The organism is Actinopolymorpha sp. B11F2 (assembly GCF_040195635.1).
GTDB lineage: Bacteria > Actinomycetota > Actinomycetes > Propionibacteriales > Actinopolymorphaceae > Thermasporomyces.
On sequence record NZ_JBEFTX010000021.1, the window covers coordinates 92,575 to 110,550 of the forward strand.

Sequence of the window (17,976 nt, forward strand, 5' to 3'; positions counted from 1 at the left end):
TTCACGATCGACGCGAATTTCCAACGCAACGCAATCTTCCTTACACTCTCCGTTCGCAATCGCCCGCCGAGCGATGGCCTCCCGGCGTACGGTGGGGCTGTCGTGCCGGACCAAACCAACGGTGGAGGACCACCAGTGACCGACGTACCCGACAGTGCCGCGCCGGGGGCACCCGCCCACGAGACGGACATCGTCGAGCTCAGCGTCCCGGCGCGGACCGCTTACGTCTCGGTACTCCGCACGACCGCAGCGGCACTCGCCGCCCGCCTCGACTTCACGCTGGACGAGATCGAGGACCTACGGATCGCGGTCGACGAGGCGAGTTCCCTCCTCCTCGCCCAGGCTGTACCCGACTCACAGTTGTCCTGCCGGTTCGAGCTTGCCGGCAACCAACTGGTGGTCGCCGTCTCCGTCCACTCGCGCGACCCGCGAGTGCCGACCCGCAGTTCCTTCGCCTGGACGGTCCTCACCGCCCTGGCGGGAGAGGTCGAGACGCTGATCGACCCCGATGAGCAGCGGGCCACCATCACCCTGACCAAGCGTGGTGAAGCCGCGCGCCCCGAGCGGGCGATGTCGTCCGGAGATGTCCGCGACCTCAACGACGCACGACACGCCCGCGCACGCGACCAGCGTGGTTCTGGCGCGACCAAGCTCCCACCATTCGAATCAGGTGCGGTAGACAAGTGATTGAGCAACCCGCAACAGGTGTCCGTCCCGACCCGGCTGACGCAGCAGCCGCTCGCGGACACCAGGCACCACACGACCTGGCGCCAGCTACTGACGACCTGCCGGGTCTGGACACCGTCGTCGACACCAGGACGCTGACCCGCGAACTGTTCGCGCTGTTGGGCGACCTGACTCCTGACAATCCGCGACGGGCGAAGATCCGCGACCGCCTCGTCGAGATGCACCTTCCGCTCGTCGAGCACCTCGCCCGCAGGTTTCGCAACCGAGGCGAGCCTCTCGACGATCTGGTCCAGGTCGGCACGATCGGGCTGATCAAGTCGGTGGACAGGTTCGACTCCGAACGCGGCGTCGAGTTCTCGACGTACGCCACGCCCACGATCGTCGGCGAGCTCAAGCGACACTTCCGGGACCGTGGTTGGGCCATCCGGGTGCCCCGGCGCCTTCAGGAGCTTCGGCTCTCCCTCGCCACCGTCACCGGCGACCTCACCCAGGAGCTCGGCCGCGCACCGACCGTCGGTGAGCTGTCCGGCAAGTTGGGCGTACGCGAGGAAGAAGTGCTCGAGGGCCTGGAGTCCGCCAACGCCTACAGCACGCTCTCCCTCGACGCACCCGACCAGGGGCAGGACGACGCGCCCGCGGTCGTCGACTCGCTGGGTTCGGAGGACGAGGCCCTCGAAGGCGTGGAGTACCGCGAAGCGCTACGTCCCCTGCTCACCCAGTTGCCCGACCGGGAAAAGCGGATCCTCTTGCTGCGCTTCTTCAAAGGCATGACGCAGTCGCAGATCGCCTCCGAGGTCGGCATCTCCCAGATGCACGTCTCCCGCCTGCTCTCGCGTACCCTCGCCCAGCTCCGCGAACGCCTGCTCCAGGACTAGTCGCGTCTCCCAAACTCCGGGGGCGCCGCGCGGGTGAAGCGAGCGGCCCACGCGGCGCCAGCGAGCAGCCCAGGGGCCAGGCGCTCTCACCTGCCGCGCTTCAGTCGCGGAGCGCCGCCGTGGACGCCGGCGCCAATACCAGCGCAAGGGTGGCGAGCGCGGCCACGATCATCCCGATCCCCGCGAGTGTGGTGGGTGCCGAGGTGAGTTCGTAGCCGATCGGCAGCATGAGCAGCTGGAGCACGACCGTCAGGCCGCGGCTCCAGTGTCGGGCGCGGAAGAGACCCCAGCCGAGGACGCCCAACCCGACGCCGACGGCGACGACGAAGACCCCGGTACCGACCGCGATGGCCAGCCCGCGCGGTGCCTGGACCAGCGACTCGAGAGCGAGCCAGGCCCCGAAACCGACCGCGGCGACCGCCTCGACGGCTGAGAGCGCGGCAGCGGCCCGCAGTGTCGCAGGTACGCGTCGCCCGTCGCCACGCCCCTGCGGGCCCGCACGTTCGGCCTTGTCCGCTTTCTCCGCCGCGTCCGCCCTGGTCGCCGGCTTCGCCCGGCCTGTGCCGATCGGGCGTCGGTTTGCCATGACTGAAGGCTATCCACCGACCCGAACGACGCGGATCTCCGCCACCTCGGGCGACGGATACGGAGAGTAGATGGGTCAATTCGACTCGTATCGGGTAAGTCCCCTCTGCACGCTAGTCACGATGCGTAAGCTTTCCCGATGCTCTGTGACGTACCTGACATCGACTTTTCCAGGGCTTACCACAGAAAGGGTCTTGTGTATCGCTGAAGGAGTTGAAACTATCGAGCCTGCAGAGAGGCGCGGCACACCTGAAACGTGCATGCGCTGGGGGCCAAGGCAAGCGATCACACTCCGTGTGGGCGCCGCTGGGAGACCGGCGTGTCGTGTCTTCGCGCAAGTGATCGTGAAAGTGTTCACACAGCAGAACGAACCGGAAACCCACCATGCGTAGTCGGTGGAGGCCGACACGCACGACGCAAGGAGTGAAACCTTGATGGACTGGCGCCACCGGGCCGCCTGCCGGGACGAGGACCCCGAGCTGTTCTTCCCGATCGGGAACACGGGTCCTGCGCTCCTGCAGATCGAGGAGGCCAAGGCGGTCTGCCGTCGTTGTAATGTCGTCGATCTCTGCCTGCAGTGGGCCCTCGAGACTGGACAGGACGCCGGCGTTTGGGGCGGTATGAGTGAGGAAGAGCGACGGGCGCTGAAGCGTCGCGCCGCACGTTCCCGAGCCCGCATCATCTGATCGCCACGCTGTCGATAGAGGCCCTCGCCATCCGGGCGGGGGCCTTGTTCGCCGAAAGCCCTCGCCATCTGGCGGGGGCTTGTTCGTCAAAGGCCCTCGCCGCCCGGCGGGGGCTTGTTCGTCAAAGGCCCTCGCCGCCTGGCGGGGGCTTGTTCGTCAAAGGCCCTCGCCGCCCGGCGGGGGCTTGTTCGTCAAAGGCTTGTCAGCCGCCGTCGTCGGGGACATCGAGGACCACCCGGGTTCCCGAACCTTCCTTGCGGGCACCGATGTCCAACTCCCCTCCGAGCTCACTCTCGACCAGCGTGCGAACGATCTGCAGACCGAGCCGGCCGGAGACCTCTGGGTCGAAGTCGGGCGGGAGTCCGGACCCGTCGTCCTCGATGACGACCCGCAGCCGGCCGCCCTTGCGTTCGGCGCTGAGCTCGACCTTGCCGCCCGTACGACCGACACCGTGCTGGACGGCGTTCTGAGCCACCTCGGTGATCACCATCGCCAGGGGCGCGGCCCGCTCGGAGTCGAGCATCCCGATCGTCCCCACCCGACGCGGTACCACGCGGGTCTCCGGGATCGACACCTCCGCGACCATCGCGAGCACCCGGTCGACCACCTCGTCGAAGTCGACCCGCTCCTCGAACGCCGTCGACAACGTCTCGTGCACGATCGCGATCGTCCCGACCCGGCGGACCGCCTCCTCCAACGCCTCACGACCGCCGGTCGAACCGAGGCGCCGCGCCTGTAGTCGCAGGAGGGCTGCGACCGTCTGCAGGTTGTTCTTCACCCGGTGGTGGATCTCACGGATGGTCGCGTCCTTGGTGAGCAGCTCACGTTCGCGCCGGCGCAGGTCGGTGACGTCGCGCAGCAGAACGAGCGCCCCGGCAGCCAGTCCCTTCGGCACCAACGGGATCACCCGCACGCTGACGACCGCGGCGTCGGTCTCGATCTCGGTCTCTCGCGGTGCGCGTCCGGAGATCAGTACGCCCAGAGCCTCGTCGACCGGACGCCGCGACGGCGGCACAAGCTCGGCCGTCGTCGTGCCCAGGTGGCACCCGAGCAGGTCACCGGTGAGACCGAGCCGACGGTACGCAGACTGGGCGTTCGGGCTGGCGAAGGTCACGATGCCCTCGGCGTCGAGCCGCACCAGCCCGTCCCCCACCCGCGGCGCCGACCCCAGGTCGACCCGCTCCCCCGGCAACGGGAAGCCTCCCTCGCCGATCATCTGGGCGAGGTCCGTCGCGGTCTTGAGGTAGGTCAACTCCAACCGGCTGGGCGTGCGTACGGACAGCAGGTTGGTGTTGCGGGTGATCACCCCGAGGACGCGGTCGACCCGGCGAACGGGGATGCTTTCGATCCGTACGGGCACTTCGTCCCGCCATTCCGGATCACCCTCACGGCAGATCCGACCATCGTCGTACGCGGAGTCGAGCAGGGCTCGCCGTCCCCGCGGAACGAACGAACCCACCAGATCGTCCAGGTGCGCCGTCGGGCCGGTGGTCGGACGCATCTGCGCGCATGCCCAGAAACCCAACCCTTCGCGGTCGGGCACCCACAGGACGAGGTCGGCGAAGGAAAGGTCGGCGAGCATCTGCCATTCGGCGACCAGCTTGTGCAACCATTCGCGGTCTGCGTCGTCGAGATCGGTGTAATGCCGTACGACGTCGTCGAGGGAAGGCACGTCGAGAGCGTATCTCCACCGCTGCGCCGGACCGGCTGGAACGGCCCGCCACACCCTGTTCGACCGGGCGGCCGGGACACTCACCACGGGTTCCGGTCTCGGTCGACGGTGCGTGCCGGGCCACTCACCGTGACCCACAGACCCGTCTGGAAGGATGTCCGCCGTGGGCGTTCGGTCAGCGTTTTGGGAGCATGTCCGCGCAAGCGGCTTCAAGCTGCCTGCTGACCGCCCGCTCGACGACCTCACGACCGAGCTGGTCCAGATGCTGGGCGACCCCGACCCCCTGGTCCGCGACGGGATCGCCTACCCCACCCTCGCCACCTGGATTCGCGACGGGGTCTACGACGACCTGCTGGCAGGTTTCGGCGACGGCATCTCCGAAGGGCTCTTCACCGGTCTCGGGCAGGACGGCACGGACACCGTGCTGCGTAGGTCGTTCTCGGCCCTGCTGCTCGCCGACACGGTGCTGCGGGACCAGGTGGCGCGGGCCGTCCACTCCGACGCGATCTTCCGGTGGGGCGACCGAGCCGCCTCGTGGTTCGTTCGCGAGCGCGACCTACGCGGCTACGTCGCCGGCAAGGGCTGGGCCCACTCCGTCGCCCATGGCGCGGACCTGATCGCCGCACTGGCCCGCTCGCCGCATTTCGGCAAGCTCGAGCTCACCGTCCTTCTCGACGTGGTCGCAGACCGGCTGCTGACACCGACTCCGTACCGCCTCTTCCACGGGGAATACGACCGCCTCGCGTTCGCCATCATGGCCGTCCTGCATCGCAACCGGCTCGGCATCGACGTCCTCGAACCCTGGATCGAACGGCTGGCCGCGAGCGTCGTTCCGCCCGAGGGCGACGAGTCGGACCCGGCACCGGAGTGGCCGACACCGGCCGCGGGCAACACCACGGCATTTCTCCGGGCGCTGCACCTGCAACTCGCGTTGGGCGTCCACGGCGCGCAGACGCCCGCTGACGTGGAGCTGTTCGGCAAGCCGCCGGACGTCCGGGCCGACCTCCTGCTCGTCCTCCTGCGCGTCCTTCGGGCGAGTGAGCCCTCGATCTTTTCCGCTCGTCGCCCATAAGGACCCGCTCAGCGCTGCCCGCCGTCCTTTTGTCGCCTTTTGGTCGCATCAGCGCGGACGATCCGTCATCCTTGGACCCGCTGTCTGCCGTGGAGGTGGTCGTGATGGGCGCACCGGCGCGCCAGAACCTGCCATTCGTCACGCCGACGAGGGTGCTGGTCGGAGTCCTGCTCCTGTTGCCGTTCGTGGCAACCCTGTGGGTCTCGTCCTACGCCCGTGTCGAGCCACGACTTGGCGGATTTCCGTTCTTCTACTGGTACCAGCTGTTGTGGATCTTCCTCTCCGCCCTCTGCACACTCGCCGCCTATCTCCTCGTTCAGCGCGAGAAGCGGCAGGCAGTCAGCGGACGACCCGCGGGTGACGAGACCGGAGGCGGTGCGTGATGAAGGACGGGATCGATGCCATCGCCCTCAGCGTTGTCGTCCTGCTCTTCCTCGCCGTCACCGTCATGGGTTTCATGGCGGCGCGCTGGCGCAAAGGTTCCACCCTTGCCAGCTTGGACGAATGGGGCCTTGGCGGACGCCGGTTCGGCACCTGGGTGACGTGGTTCCTGCTGGGTGGTGACCTCTACACGGCGTACACCTTCGTCGCCGTACCTGCGCTGATGTTCGCGTCGGGCGCTGTCGGATTCTTCGCCGTTCCGTACACCATCATCGTTTATCCGTTGGTGTTTCTCTTCCTGCCGCGCCTCTGGTCGGTCTCGCACCGCCACGGCTACGTGACGCCGGCCGACTTCGTACGCGGACGATTCGACTCGCGGGCACTCGCCCTCGCGGTCGCGCTGACCGGCATCCTCGCGACGATGCCCTACATCGCCTTGCAGCTCGTCGGAATCCAGGCGGTCTTCGAGGTCATGGGGCTCGGCGGGTCCGGCAACATCATCGCGGCGGACGCCCCGTTGTTCCTCGCGTTCGCGGTTCTCGCGGCCTACACGTACTCCTCCGGGCTGCGTGCGCCAGCCCTTATCGCGTTCGTCAAGGACACGCTCATCTACCTCGTCATCATCATCGCCATCGTCTACATCCCCACCAGGCTTGGCGGTTGGGGGTCGATCTTCGACGCGGCAGGGGCGAAGTTCGGTGCGGCAGACACCGATGCCGGACGCGGGGAGGGATTCTCCTTCGTCGGCGTCGGTCAGGCGTGGCCGTATGCGACGCTCGCCCTCGGCTCGGCGATGGCGTTGTTCATGTACCCGCACGCCGTCACCGCCGTGCTGTCGGCAAAGAACCGTACGGTGCCACGCCGCAACGCCGCGATCCTGCCGGCGTACTCCCTGCTGCTGGCGCTGCTCGCCCTGCTCGGTTTCATGGCGATCGCCGCGGAGATCAACCCGGTCGGGCTCAACGGCGAGCCCAACGCGCAACTCTCGGTGCCGATGCTGTTCGAGGCGATGTTCCCGAGTTGGTTCGCCGGAGTGGCGTTCGCCGCGGTCGCCATCGGAGCGCTGGTGCCGGCCGCCATCATGTCGATCGCCGCCGCGAATCTGTGGACGCGCAATGTCTACAAGGCGTTTCTGCGGCCCAACGCCAGCCATGCCGACGAGGCACGTCAGAGCAAGGTGGTCTCGCTGCTCGTGAAGTTCGGTGCGCTGCTGTTCGTGCTCGGTCTCGACAAGAGCTTCGCCATCAACCTGCAGCTCCTCGGCGGGATCTGGATTCTGCAGACGTTCCCGTCGATCGTGTTCGGGCTCTACACCCGGTGGTTCCACCGGTGGGCACTGTTCGCCGGCTGGGTGGTGGGCATGGCCTACGGCACCTGGACGGCGTACAACATCGTCAACCCGGTCACCGGCGCGCAGCACTTCGGCGGCTCGACGGCGCCGATTCCGCTGCTCGGCGAGAACGGCTACGTCGCTCTCACCGCGTGGGTGCTCAACGTCGTGGTCGCGATCGTCCTCACGTTCGCCTTCCGGGCGTTGAAGGTCGCGGAGGGACGCGACGCCACCGCCGCCGGCGACTACCACGCCGACGCCGGCGAGCCGGGCGTACGTCCGCTGCCCTCGACGGCGACGGAGGCCGACGCCGCGCGATAGGTTGCCGGGATGACCGGCCCTGAGCTGTCTACCGAGGCGAATGCCGGACCCGGCACGAACGGTCCGCCCGAGATCGAGGGACACGGCGGCGACCTCGCGATCGCGGTGGCGCGTTCGTACGGCGTGGAGGCGATGTTCACCCTGTCCGGCGCACACGTCTTCCCGCTGTACGACGCCGCCGTCGGAGGGAAGGACCGGCCCACCCCCGCACCGGTGCGACTCGTCGACGTCCGGCACGAGGCGACTGCCGTCTTCGCCGCCGAAGCAGTGGGCAAGTTGACCCGCACGCCGGGGCTGGCCGCCGTCACCGCCGGCCCCGGTGTGACCAACGCCGTGAGCGCGGTGACCCAGGCGTTCCAGGCCGGCTCTCCCCTGGTCCTCCTCGGCGGCCGGGCACCGACCCAACGCTGGGGCTCGGGCAGCCTGCAGGAACTCGACCACGTGCCACTGCTTGCCCCCGTGACCAAGCTGGCCCGTACCGTGTCGAGCGTCACCGACCTCGTGCCCACGGTCCACCAGGCGTTCCGGACCGCGGGCACCGCCCATCGCGGCCCGGCTTTCGTCGACATCTCGATGGACCAGCTCTACTCCCGGACGACAGCGGAGATCCCTTCCGTGGCGGGCGATCCGCGGGCGGAGGCGGCGAGCGAGGTCGATCCGGAACCCCTCAGCGAGATCGCGCTGCTCCTCGCCGAAGCGCAACGTCCGGTGCTCGTCCTCGGCGGCGACGTGTGGCTCGACCGGGCCGAGGCGGCTGCGCTCGAGTTCGTCGACACGCTGGGGATCCCGGTCGTCACCAACGGCATGGGGCGCGGCGTCCTGCCGCCGAACCATCGGCTCTCCGTCGCCAAGGCGCGGTCGGGGGCGTTCGGACGCTGCGACCTGGCGATCGTCGTGGGAACGCCGCTGGACTTCCGACTCGGCTACGGCGCCTTCGGCGGGCGTGACGGCGCACCTGCCGCGAAGGTGGTGCACATCGTCGACGCGCCGGAGCAGGTAGCATCCCACGTCCCTCTCGCGGCAGCGGCAGGCGGCAACCTCGGCAGCGTTCTGAGTGGTCTCGCCGCGGCGTGGAGTCAGGTGCTCCGTCGACCGGACTGGTCGTCCTGGCTCGCGGACCTGCAGGCGGGCGTACGCAAGACGCAGGAGCGCGACGCCGAGCTCCTCGGCAGCACGGCCGATCCGATCCACCCTGCCCGCATCTACGGCGAGTTGCTGCCCCTGCTCGCCGACGACGCCGTGATCGTTGGTGACGGTGGTGACTTCGTGTCGTTCGCGGGGAGGTACGTCGAACCGGGCCGGCCGGGACGCTGGCTCGACCCCGGTCCCTTCGGCTGTCTCGGCGCCGGGCTCGGTGCCGCCATGGCGGCGCGGATCGTCCACCCGGCGGCACAGGTCGTGGCGCTGCTCGGTGACGGGGCCGCCGGCATGTCGCTCGTCGACGTCGACACGCTGGTCCGGCACGGGTTGCCGGTCGTCATGGTGGTCGGCAACAACGGCTGCTGGGGGCTGGAGAAACACCCGATGCGGATGTTGTACGGCTACGACGTCGCGACCGACCTGCAGCCCGCGACGCCGTACGACGCGATCGTGTCCGCCCTCGGCGGCGCCGGCGAGACGGTCCGCGAGCCCAGGCACATCGGTCCGGCCCTGCGCCGGGCATTCGACGCCGGTGTTCCGTACCTCGTCAACGTCCTGACCGACCCGGAGGTCCCCTACCCGCGTTCGACCTTCGGCGTGTGAGGTCTCTCCATCCCCGCCGGCGCCCCACGGCGTTGCCGACGTTGCCGAGGTTGCCGACGTTGCCGAGGTTGCCGACGCTGCACGCCAGTCCCCGCGCTGCACGCCGAGGTCACCGTGCATCCGTGGCGATGATCACGCGTGCGTCATCCATGTGGGCGACGGGCAGCGTACGGGCTTAGGCGAACTCCCCGCGTCGGGCCCCGGTCACCGGGTCAGAAGCGTTATCAAGGACCGGTGAGCCCATTGATCCGAGACGCCCGCCCGGAGGAGTACGACAGCATCACCCGGCTTCTCCGAGACACCTACGGAGGCGAGGGGCTGGTGGGTGCTGCCTACCTTCCCCGGCTCGACGACACCGCCGCACGCGCCCGGGACGCTGGGACCGAGGTCCTCGTCGCCGTCGATCGGACCGACCCGGGCGATCCAACCGATCCCGGAAGTCCCGCTGCACACGGAAATCCCGCCGGTCCCGCCGCCCCCGCAAATCCCGCCGCAGGGCGGCCATCGGGCACGAGCCGGCTCCTCGGTACCGCCACGCTCGCCCTGCCCGGCGCCGGCTGGAACGACGCCCTTTCCGACGGCGAGGCGACCCTGCGCATGCTCAGCGTCGATCCGACCGCACGACGTCGTCGGATCGGCACCGCGCTGATCGGCGAGTGTGTCGCCCGCGCCCGCCTCGCCGGAGCCACCGCGCTCGGACTCCACACCACGGACGCCATGACCGCCGCCCACCGCCTCTACACCACCTCGGGCTTCGTCCGTACGCCCGAACACGACACCCCGGCCCGCTCGGGCGGAACGCTCAGGGCCTATCGGCGCCTACTCGAACCCTGGCCGCGGATCCGCGTCGCCCAGTCCGGCGAACACACCTCGGCGGGCGACCTCACCGTCGCGGCCTACGTCGGCGCCGGGCTGCTCCCTGCCGACCATTCCTACGTCCACCAGCTCGGGGACGCCAAACGCCGCGCGGCGGAAGCGGAACTCCTGGTCGCGGTCGATCCGGCGGGTGCGCTGCTCGGGACCGTGACCTACTGCCCGCCCGGTTCGACCTACCGTGAGATCGGCCGCGACGACGAGGGCGAGTTCCGGATGCTCGCGGTGTCGCCCCAGGCTCATGGTCGCGGCATCGGAGAGGCGTTGGTCCGCACCTGCCTGCGCAGGGCGCGGTCGGAAGGGAAGCGCGGGATCGCGCTCTCCTCGTCGACCGCGATGCACGCGGCCCACCGGCTCTACGAACGACTCGGCTTCGCCCGTGACCCTCGCCGCGACTGGACGCCCGCGCCTGGCGTCTCGCTGCTGGCGTTCGCCCGGGAAATCTGACGCAGGTGGATCAGTCGAGGATGACGAGCACGTCGCCCTCCTGGACGACCTCGCCGGTCTTCACCGTGATCTCCCGGACGACACCGGGTTCCTCGGCGACGACCGGGATCTCCATCTTCATCGACTCGAGCACCAGGAGTATCTGCCCGGCTTGAACGGAGTCCCCCGGCCGTACGCCGATCTCGAACACGTTCGCCACCATGTCAGCGCGGACCTGCTCGGCCACGACCACTCCTTCCATCGCCTCGCTCGCCATCCAATCACGCCGCGGCGCCCTCGGCACGCCACGGATACGTTCGGCCAGCGCTACACCCGGCCCGCGCACCGCGCCACCGCTCCACGGCGACACCCCGACGATTGCCCTCGTCTGACCAAGCGGAACGAACGGGGATCAGCGCGGGATCGCACCTGCCCGGCCAAGGACCCGCGCGAGCGCCGCCACGACCTTCGGGTCGTACTCGTAGGCCATCCCCAACCGGAGACTCTCGAGCGCCTCCAGCCGGGCGTCCTCACTCGTGGCCGTCCCCACCAGGTCGTCGTACGCGTTGACCACCTTGATGATCCGGCTCTCCCGCGGAATTTCCGTGTCGTCACGCACATGGGGCCGCCGGTACGGCTCGGCCTGGGCCTCCACGATCTCCGCGACCTCTTCGCGCAGGCTCGCCTGGCGTACGACCCCCGCCCCCAGGCCTGCGATCTTGCGACGCTCACCCGGTGTCACGAGAACCGTCGCACCCCCGGGAATCGGATCAGCCAACGACAACTGGCCGACGTCGTGCATGAGCGCGGCGTACTGGAGGAGCCGAAGGCGGTTCTCCGGCAGGCCGAGGTCGCGACCGATCGCCAGTGACAGCTCGGTAACGCGACGGGCGTGTCCGGTCTCGGTGTAGCCGCCCACCTCGGTCGCCCGGGACAACGCCCGGATCGTCTGGTCCTGCGTATGGCGGATCCCGGCGTACCGTCGGTACGCGAGCTGGGCGAGCAGCAGCGGGATGATCACCAGTGGCAGGGCCCAGAGACCCACCTCCCACATCGCCAACGGAATGAGGATGCCGGTCGAGGCGATCGCGGCACCGATGCCGAGGAACGCCACCAACTCGTTACGCAGGAGAGCGCGGAACGGTCCCACCTGCCGACTCGCCTGGATGCCCGCGGCGAGCAGCGCCTCGAGGCCCCATGCGACGGTCGCGGCCAGGATGGTCAGGACGACGAGGGCATGTGGATGATCCTCGAGCCAGGCGTGCAACGCGTCATCGCGGGCCAACGGCCGGAAGACCGCCGCGACGCCCGAGACGACGAGGATGCGCCGCGCGATGCCCTCCAACTCAGACGCCCGACCGGCGAGCGCGTGGGGAAGGGCGCCGGCGAGCATCCCGCCGGAGGTGACCGCGATGGTCTGCAGGATCGAATGGGTGACCTGGCCCTCGCCTGGCAGGTAGGTCAGCAGTGCGTAGCCAAGGGCCGCCGCGAGGCCGATCGGTGCCTGCACACGGTCGTCGGGCAGGCGGAGGCGCACCATCTCCCCGACGGCGATCAGGACTCCGAACGTCGCCGCCACCCTGGGCGCGGAGACGCCGGCGGCAGCGGTACCAGCGACCGCGACGATCACCACGACTCCAGCGAACGCCACGACGGCCGCCGAACCGTCCATCAGTGGGTTCGACCGGTTCCTCACCCGCGCAGTGCCGCTCACGAGCGGGCCTCCGGCGACGGCTCGATCTCCGGCGGGCGGGTCGGGTCGTCGTGGTCGTACCGCGGGGCCCTGGCGTCCGCCGGCACCTCCTCGACCGGTGCCGGCTGCCACCCGTCACGGCCGATGGCGGCGACGAACAGTTCCACGAGTTCGGGATCGAACTGCTTTCCGCGGCAGCGGACAAGTTCCTCGATCGCCTCCGCCACCGGCCGCGCGGGGCGGTAGGAACGCACACTCGTCATGCAGTCGAACGCATCCGCGATGGACAGGATCCGCGCGAAGACCGGGATGTCCTCCCCCGCGAGCCCGGACGGGTAGCCGCCACCGTCGTACCGCTCGTGGTGGTGCATGATGCCGGCACGAGCGTCCTCCAGGAACGCGATGTCGCCGACGACCTCGACACCATGCAGCGGGTGGAGCTTGATGGCGTCGTACTCGTCCTCGGTGAGGCGGCCGTCCTTCTGGAGCACCCGGGTCGGGACCCCGATCTTGCCGACGTCGTGCAGGAGTCCGGCCTCGGCCAGCGCCTCCAGCCGGTCGCCGTCCCACGCCATCTCGGCGCCGAGCATGCGGGCGGCTCTCGCCACCCGTTCACCGTGGCCCCGTGTGTAGAGGTCCTTCGTTTCGATCGCCTGCGCGAGAGCCTGCAGCGTCGCCTGGTGGGCCTCCTGCTCCTCGCCGTACTGCGCGAAGGCCCAGTTGGCCACGAGCAGTGGCGGCAGCAACAGGACTGCGGCGAACGCACCCAACTGGCCGAGCCACAAGATGGCCAGCAGGAAACCGAGATAGGAATAGCCCAGGAATGCGCCGAGAACCTCCGGCAACACCGACCGCAGCGCCCCTAGGAAGCGCATGCCGGTCTCGAGCCGAAGCACGCCGGTCACCAGGACGAAGTTGACCAGGTGCCACGTGAGATTCGCCGCTGTCACAGGTACCAGGACGCTTGGAAAGTCATCCGCGGACAGTGATCCGACCGGCCCTCCCAGGCCTAGATAGACGAGGCCGCCCACGACTGTGCAGATGACGCCTTGCGAGACGTTGAGAACTCGATTGATCGGCTTGGCCTTGGACCGATTCGGTAGAAGTCCGACGAGGAGAACGGGACCGCCCCACGGACCGATGACCGGGTAGGTCGCGACCGCGACCACCGATGTCATCGAGACCCGCAGACCACTGCCCAGGCGACGTTTCAGCATCTCCATGACGTAGACGAGAAACGCGAAGAGCAGCACGTCGACGGGACGGTCGATCTTCACTATCGAGAGTGTCGAAACGGCTGCCGCAATGACGCCGAGCGCGCCGACGTAAATGCGTGTAGCACGTCTCGGCATCAGCTGAACACCCGCCTTAACTCAGCCCAACGGGCGCGGATTGCGGGACAAAAGCCGCGACCTCAGTCCCACTCAATGCCGCCGCGCACGTTGCTGAAAGAGAAGAGCTGCATGTTTGGATCCTCCTCCCACGGATATATCGCATAGACCCATCTCGGCATCGCGAAAATGCGGAGTGGGCCAAGCTCAAGGCAGAGAAGTGAACACGTACCGCTTACAGCACACCACGGTCTAGGGCGCCGTTTCTGCTGTCCCCGTAACAGCGAAACGTTGTGAAGAAGAGTCAACGACCAAGACTCGGCAAGGTCAAGCCCGGCCCACGAGGCTGACTCCAGACGGTAACGATCACTATCTGTAAGCACCATCTGGAGTGGGCCTCACGCGTGAACGTTCACGGCACCTACCACCGGCCCCACGTTCGGTGACAGACGATCGAAGTGATCAGATCGAAAGACCGACAGATCGCCACCGGCATTCTTACGGAGCGTGTAGCCAGGAACAGGTCCCAACTTGCTGCGGTTGCGACACGCGCCCCTGTAGCATGCCTAATTCTGCACCCCCGCCTCCCCAAGGGCGGCTGCATACCTGCACTTTCGGTTACTCTCCGTATAAGGCAAGTGCGGACGGACCGGGCATCACCCCGAAGTTCGCCGAGAAATGTATACGCAGAGTTATCGCTTTTTTTCGGCATGCACCGCGCCTCGGCCTTCGCTGATGCCAGTGCGAAGGCCAAATCCCTCCATGCGAAAATTTCCTGCGGCTCGCACCGCGTACCCATGCGGCGACGAGACCGTGCCATGCCGCGCATCGCGGACGTCCGTACAGCAGCCGAGTCGGCCGGAAGTGGCCGTCGCGTCGTGGTGTCGGACGACGGATGACATCGAGCCATGGGGCAGCGCAGGAGCCATCGACCCGAGAGGATCCAGTGATGGGGAAGAACGGAAGACGCCGCCGCGCGCGTCGCAAGAAGGCCGCCAACCATGGCAAGCGTCCCAACGCCTGAGGACTACTTACACACCTGCGGAACACCTGAGGACCCAGGCGACGCCCGGCAGGTGAAGGGCGCAACCCACCGGCGCATGCGAGCGCGTCAGCCGGTGGTGCGCTCTCACGGTCGGGCGTCGGACGGGGTTCTGCCAGCGAGGTCAGCCGAAGGTTCGCGTCGAACACAGTCGTCTGCCAGCGACGGCGGCCGAGCGTCAGGCGTCAGACTGGGCGATCTCGATCCGGATCTCGCGGATCCGCGTGACCACCTTCGTGCGCAGGTCATCCGGCGGCTTGTCACATCCACACGAGCGGGCGACCAGAGACTTCACCAACTCTTCGAGGTCGTACTTCTGCAGGCACGGTGAGCACTCATCGAGATGGTGCTGGATCTTCGCGCAGTCGGCATCGTCCATCTCGCGATCGATGAACAGGAATACCCGCTCGAGGATCTCCGCGCAGTCGACGTCGTGCGGCTTGCCGCAGCTCATGCCCCTTCGCCACCCTTCCCGTCGACCGTCGGGACGAGCCCGCGCTCGCGCGCGTAGTCATCGAGCAGCACCCGCAGCTGGCGCCGACCTCGATGCAACCGTGACATCACCGTACCGATCGGAGTCGCCATGATGTCGGCAATCTCCTTGTAGGAGAACCCCTCGACATCGGCGAGGTAGACCGCCATCCGGAAATCGTCCGGCACCTGCTGCAGCGCTTCCTTGATGTCGGAGTCCGGCAGGTGCTCCAGCGCTTCCGCCTCGGCGGACTTCAGCCCGGCGGAGGTGTGCGACTCCGCCCGGGCGAGCTGCCAGTCCTCGATCTCCTCGGTCCCAGCCCGCTGGGGTTCACGCTGCCGCTTTCGGTAGCTGTTGATGAAGGTGTTGGTGAGGATCCGGTAGAGCCATGCCTTGAGATTCGTACCCTCGGTGAACTGGTGGAACGAGGAGTACGCCTTCGCGAAGGTCTCCTGGACCAGATCGTCGGCATCTGCCGGGTTTCGGGTCATCCGGAGCGCGGCGTTGTACAACTGGTCGAGGAACGGCAGGGCATCCCGCTCGAAACGGGCGCTCCGCTCCTCCGGTGTCTCCGTCTTGGCCACAGCTCTCATCGCCCGCGAGGATAGCTCTACCGGGTCGCCGGCTTTATCCGGCGTCCACTCAAGCCACTCCGAGGTGACCTTTGTCGAGGCCGGGCGGGCCGGGCAGGCAGCAACCACAGGGGGTCTCCTTCGCGCCTCAGGACGGTTCGCATACGCACAACACGCGAACCTTCGGCGTGATTCCCCGACGTCATCCGGTTCGCGCGCGTGGTGTGGACAGGGCGCACGGACCGAGCGTCCGTGGGGGTGGGGGCGCGGGTCACCGACTGAGCGCCCGTGGGAGCAGGTGCGCGGCGCGTCACGGACCGCGAGTTCGTGGCATCAGGGGTGCGGGTCACGGGCCCACCGTCCGCGCGATCCACTCCGCCACCGACTCCGCGATGATGGTGAGGCCCTCCTCCTGGCTGATGGGTGCCGACCTCGCGATCCGGAACTCGTGGTCGGCTCCGGGGATGATCGCGACATCGAGGTTCTCTGGTAGCTCTTCGGGACGACCGAACGCATCCCGCTCACCCTGGACGACCAGAGTGGGCACCCCCGCACCCAGGAGTTCGTCGACCCGCGACTTCTCCGGACGGCCTGGCGGATGTAGCGGAAACGCCAGAGCGACGCATCCCAGGGCACCCAGGCGGTGCGCCGTACGACAGGCCACCCGCGCCCCGGCACTGCGGCCACCCACAACCAGCGGTGTGCGGGTGCGCAGGGCGTTCAGAGCGCCCGTCCAGGCCCTGTCGAGGGCGTCAGGGTTGGGCGCCACCCGCTTGCCGGCCAGCCGCCACGGCTGCTCGACGCGGATCACGGAGATGTCGTACGCCGGGAGCGCGGCGGCGAGCACTTCGAGGTCCCACGCGTCGGGCCCTCCCCCAGCGCCGTGACCGAGGACGAGCGTCGCCGACGTACGCCGAGCGCGGTTGTAGATCAGCCGCGCCGGCCCTTCGCCGGTCTCCACCAGCCGCTTGGTCCAGATCATGTGCATGATCGTCCCAAATCCCGGCGGGGTTTGTCGTGCCGCCCAGCAAACCTGGGGGCGGGTTGGGCAGGGAAGCCCGGGAATGTGCGCCCCCACGCGTCGGTATCCATCACGTCCGGCTCGTGGGGGCACGGAGCTAGAACAGCTCGCCGGTTCCGTCCTCGGCGTTCACGGCGTTTACGGCGTTCTCGGCCTCGATCGGCTTCACCAGGTCGGGTCCGTTGTTCCGGACGTTGTTGACCGCGGTGGAGACCGGATAGGCGTCCAGACGGCCCGGCGCGGCGGGCACGAGCACCGAGCGGAGCTGCTCGGGATCCTTGACCCGCGGGTCGAGCCAGGTGGAGTACTGCCCGGGCTCCACCAGGAGGGGCATCCGGTCATGGATCCGGCCGAGATTGTCCTCGGCCGACGTGGTGAGCACCGTGCAGGTCCACACGAGCCGGTCGGGATCGTCCTCGTCCTTGGTCGGGTCCCGCCAGATCTCGTAGAGACCTGCCATCGCGAGTACGCCGTCGTCGCCCCGGTGGATGAAGAACGGCTGCTTCTTGCCCTTCTTCTCGCCGTACCACTCGTAGTAGCCGTCGGCCGGCAACAGGCAACGCCGGGACGCGAAGGCACGTCGGTAGGCGGGCTTCTCGTGGGCCGTCTCCATGCGTGCGTTGATGAGACGGTTGCCGATCTTGGCGTCCTTCGCCCACGAGGGGATGAGGCCCCACTTGACGAACGTCAGCCGGCGTTCGGGTGCCGCGTCGGGTTCGTCGCGGGGAACCCGGTCGAGTACCGCCGGGACCTGCTTGGTCGGTGCGACGTTGTAGTCAGGTTGGAGCTTCTCGCGGACATCCACGCGCGCGGCCTCGAACTCGCGCGCCAGGTCCTCCGGATCACGGCTCAGCGAATATCTCCCGCACATACCGACCATCCTCCCCCGCCACCTGCTCGCGTCGCCACCCGCTCGCGTCGCCCCACCAGGACGGTCCGCGGGCGACGACGGCGGTGACGCCCCGGCGTTCCATGATCATGAAGGAGAAGTCGCCCATGCGCCGCGAAACCTTCAGGATCACGATCATGATCACAGGAAGGGGCCGGAGGGCGGCAGGGGCGACGGGGAGGCGTTGCGGCCGCGTAGGGTGGGTGCTGCGCAAACGGCGACGACGGAGACAAGTAGCGCGGGACCCCCGCAGCCCAGAGAGCCGACCGGTAGCTGAGAAGGCGGCCTCGGACCCCGACGCGAAG

The 17,976-nt window shown here is 68.4% G+C and carries 19 protein-coding genes; 9 read left to right on the top strand and 10 right to left on the bottom strand.

Features of this window, described 5'->3' with window-relative positions:
- The first annotated feature begins 135 nt into the window (after nt 1-135).
- Both ABN034_RS29305 and ABN034_RS29310 read left to right on the top strand, forming a co-directional pair.
- Complete coding sequence (locus ABN034_RS29305; RefSeq protein WP_349332016.1) at nt 136-687, top strand: ATP-binding protein; 552 nt, start codon at nt 136-138, stop codon at nt 685-687.
- The gene (locus ABN034_RS29310) at nt 684-1,562 is read left to right on the top strand and encodes an RNA polymerase sigma factor SigF (RefSeq protein ID WP_349332015.1); all 879 of its coding nucleotides are present in this window, start codon (nt 684-686) and stop codon (nt 1,560-1,562) included. The genes ABN034_RS29305 and ABN034_RS29310 overlap by 4 nt, the downstream gene beginning before the upstream one ends.
- 100 nt (nt 1,563-1,662) lie before the next feature.
- Here ABN034_RS29310 and ABN034_RS29315 read toward each other — a convergent pair whose 3' ends face one another.
- Nucleotides 1,663-2,148, bottom strand: a complete 486-nt coding sequence (locus ABN034_RS29315) for a hypothetical protein (RefSeq protein ID WP_349694218.1) — start codon at nt 2,146-2,148, stop codon at nt 1,663-1,665.
- A gap of 433 nt (nt 2,149-2,581) precedes the next feature.
- Here ABN034_RS29315 and ABN034_RS29320 point away from each other — a divergent pair, with 433 nt between their 5' ends.
- Nucleotides 2,582-2,833, top strand: coding sequence for a WhiB family transcriptional regulator (locus ABN034_RS29320; RefSeq protein WP_349331758.1), 252 nt, complete (start codon nt 2,582-2,584; stop codon nt 2,831-2,833).
- Nucleotides 2,834-3,035: 202 nt separating this feature from the next.
- Here the strand turns inward: ABN034_RS29320 and ABN034_RS29325 are convergent, their stop codons facing one another.
- On the bottom strand, nt 3,036-4,505 hold the full coding sequence (locus ABN034_RS29325) for a sensor histidine kinase (RefSeq protein ID WP_349694219.1): 1,470 nt from the start codon (nt 4,503-4,505) through the stop codon (nt 3,036-3,038).
- Between the two features lie 163 nt (nt 4,506-4,668).
- On the opposite strand from ABN034_RS29325, the gene ABN034_RS29330 reads away from it, so the two are divergent.
- The 5 genes from ABN034_RS29330 to ABN034_RS29350 all read left to right on the top strand — a co-directional run bounded on the left by ABN034_RS29330 (nt 4,669) and on the right by ABN034_RS29350 (nt 10,672).
- Nucleotides 4,669-5,577 carry a DUF2785 domain-containing protein gene (locus ABN034_RS29330; RefSeq protein ID WP_349694220.1) on the top strand — a complete coding sequence of 303 codons (909 nt, stop codon included), beginning with the start codon at nt 4,669-4,671 and terminating at the stop codon, nt 5,575-5,577.
- A 104-nt stretch (nt 5,578-5,681) separates the two neighbouring features.
- Entirely contained in the window at nt 5,682-5,960 is a 279-nt protein-coding gene (locus ABN034_RS29335; protein ID WP_349694221.1) for a DUF3311 domain-containing protein, read from the top strand.
- On the top strand, nt 5,960-7,609 hold the full coding sequence (mctP, locus tag ABN034_RS29340; RefSeq protein ID WP_349694222.1) for a monocarboxylate uptake permease MctP: 1,650 nt from the start codon (nt 5,960-5,962) through the stop codon (nt 7,607-7,609). The genes ABN034_RS29335 and mctP overlap by 1 nt, the downstream gene beginning before the upstream one ends.
- 9 nt (nt 7,610-7,618) lie before the next feature.
- Complete coding sequence (locus tag ABN034_RS29345; protein WP_349694223.1) at nt 7,619-9,352, top strand: acetolactate synthase; 1,734 nt, start codon at nt 7,619-7,621, stop codon at nt 9,350-9,352.
- A 234-nt stretch (nt 9,353-9,586) separates the two neighbouring features.
- Nucleotides 9,587-10,672, top strand: coding sequence for a GNAT family N-acetyltransferase (locus tag ABN034_RS29350; RefSeq protein WP_349694224.1), 1,086 nt, complete (start codon nt 9,587-9,589; stop codon nt 10,670-10,672).
- Nucleotides 10,673-10,682: 10 nt separating this feature from the next.
- On the opposite strand, the gene ABN034_RS29355 is transcribed toward ABN034_RS29350, so the two are convergent.
- From ABN034_RS29355 to ABN034_RS29365, 3 genes are all read right to left on the bottom strand, one after another.
- Entirely contained in the window at nt 10,683-10,898 is a 216-nt protein-coding gene (locus ABN034_RS29355; protein WP_349694225.1) for a biotin/lipoyl-binding carrier protein, read from the bottom strand.
- 165 nt (nt 10,899-11,063) lie between these two features.
- The gene (locus tag ABN034_RS29360) at nt 11,064-12,365 is read right to left on the bottom strand and encodes an HD-GYP domain-containing protein (RefSeq protein ID WP_349694226.1); all 1,302 of its coding nucleotides are present in this window, start codon (nt 12,363-12,365) and stop codon (nt 11,064-11,066) included.
- Nucleotides 12,362-13,621 carry an HD-GYP domain-containing protein gene (locus ABN034_RS29365; protein ID WP_349694227.1) on the bottom strand — a complete coding sequence of 420 codons (1,260 nt, stop codon included), beginning with the start codon at nt 13,619-13,621 and terminating at the stop codon, nt 12,362-12,364. Before ABN034_RS29365 ends, ABN034_RS29360 begins: the two co-directional genes overlap by 4 nt.
- A 1,003-nt stretch (nt 13,622-14,624) precedes the next feature.
- Between ABN034_RS29365 and ABN034_RS34660 the strand changes: the two genes are divergently transcribed.
- Complete coding sequence (locus tag ABN034_RS34660) at nt 14,625-14,699, top strand: 50S ribosomal protein bL37 (RefSeq protein ID WP_502877657.1); 75 nt, start codon at nt 14,625-14,627, stop codon at nt 14,697-14,699.
- 196 nt (nt 14,700-14,895) lie between these two features.
- Here ABN034_RS34660 and rsrA read toward each other — a convergent pair whose 3' ends face one another.
- The 5 genes from rsrA to ABN034_RS29390 form a co-directional block, all read right to left on the bottom strand.
- Nucleotides 14,896-15,171, bottom strand: coding sequence for a mycothiol system anti-sigma-R factor (rsrA, locus tag ABN034_RS29370; protein WP_349331746.1), 276 nt, complete (start codon nt 15,169-15,171; stop codon nt 14,896-14,898).
- The gene (locus ABN034_RS29375; RefSeq protein ID WP_349694228.1) at nt 15,168-15,782 is read right to left on the bottom strand and encodes a sigma-70 family RNA polymerase sigma factor; all 615 of its coding nucleotides are present in this window, start codon (nt 15,780-15,782) and stop codon (nt 15,168-15,170) included. The genes rsrA and ABN034_RS29375 overlap by 4 nt, the downstream gene beginning before the upstream one ends.
- A 325-nt stretch (nt 15,783-16,107) precedes the next feature.
- Complete coding sequence (locus tag ABN034_RS29380; RefSeq protein WP_349694229.1) at nt 16,108-16,743, bottom strand: alpha/beta hydrolase family protein; 636 nt, start codon at nt 16,741-16,743, stop codon at nt 16,108-16,110.
- A 136-nt stretch (nt 16,744-16,879) separates the two neighbouring features.
- A complete protein-coding gene (locus ABN034_RS29385; protein WP_349694230.1) occupies nt 16,880-17,653 on the bottom strand; it encodes an SOS response-associated peptidase in 774 nt (257 codons plus the stop codon).
- On the bottom strand, nt 17,625-17,810 hold the full coding sequence (locus ABN034_RS29390; RefSeq protein ID WP_349694231.1) for a hypothetical protein: 186 nt from the start codon (nt 17,808-17,810) through the stop codon (nt 17,625-17,627). The genes ABN034_RS29385 and ABN034_RS29390 overlap by 29 nt, the downstream gene beginning before the upstream one ends.
- Nucleotides 17,811-17,976 lie beyond the last annotated feature (166 nt).

Bases quoted from the DNA above. Each gene is read 5' to 3' on its own strand.
- ABN034_RS29335 (WP_349694221.1), top strand. From the start codon at position 5,682: ATGGGCGCACCGGCGCGCCAGAACCTGCCATTCGTCACGCCGACGAGG.
- ABN034_RS29315 (WP_349694218.1), bottom strand. From the start codon at position 2,148: ATGGCAAACCGACGCCCGATCGGCACAGGCCGGGCGAAGCCGGCGACC.
- ABN034_RS29375 (WP_349694228.1), bottom strand. From the start codon at position 15,782: ATGAGAGCTGTGGCCAAGACGGAGACACCGGAGGAGCGGAGCGCCCGT.
- ABN034_RS29320 (WP_349331758.1), top strand. From the start codon at position 2,582: ATGGACTGGCGCCACCGGGCCGCCTGCCGGGACGAGGACCCCGAGCTG.
- rsrA (WP_349331746.1), bottom strand. From the start codon at position 15,171: ATGAGCTGCGGCAAGCCGCACGACGTCGACTGCGCGGAGATCCTCGAG.
- mctP (WP_349694222.1), top strand. From the start codon at position 5,960: ATGAAGGACGGGATCGATGCCATCGCCCTCAGCGTTGTCGTCCTGCTC.
- ABN034_RS29380 (WP_349694229.1), bottom strand. From the start codon at position 16,743: ATGATCTGGACCAAGCGGCTGGTGGAGACCGGCGAAGGGCCGGCGCGG.
- ABN034_RS29345 (WP_349694223.1), top strand. From the start codon at position 7,619: ATGACCGGCCCTGAGCTGTCTACCGAGGCGAATGCCGGACCCGGCACG.
- ABN034_RS29385 (WP_349694230.1), bottom strand. From the start codon at position 17,653: ATGTGCGGGAGATATTCGCTGAGCCGTGATCCGGAGGACCTGGCGCGC.
- ABN034_RS29390 (WP_349694231.1), bottom strand. From the start codon at position 17,810: ATGATCGTGATCCTGAAGGTTTCGCGGCGCATGGGCGACTTCTCCTTC.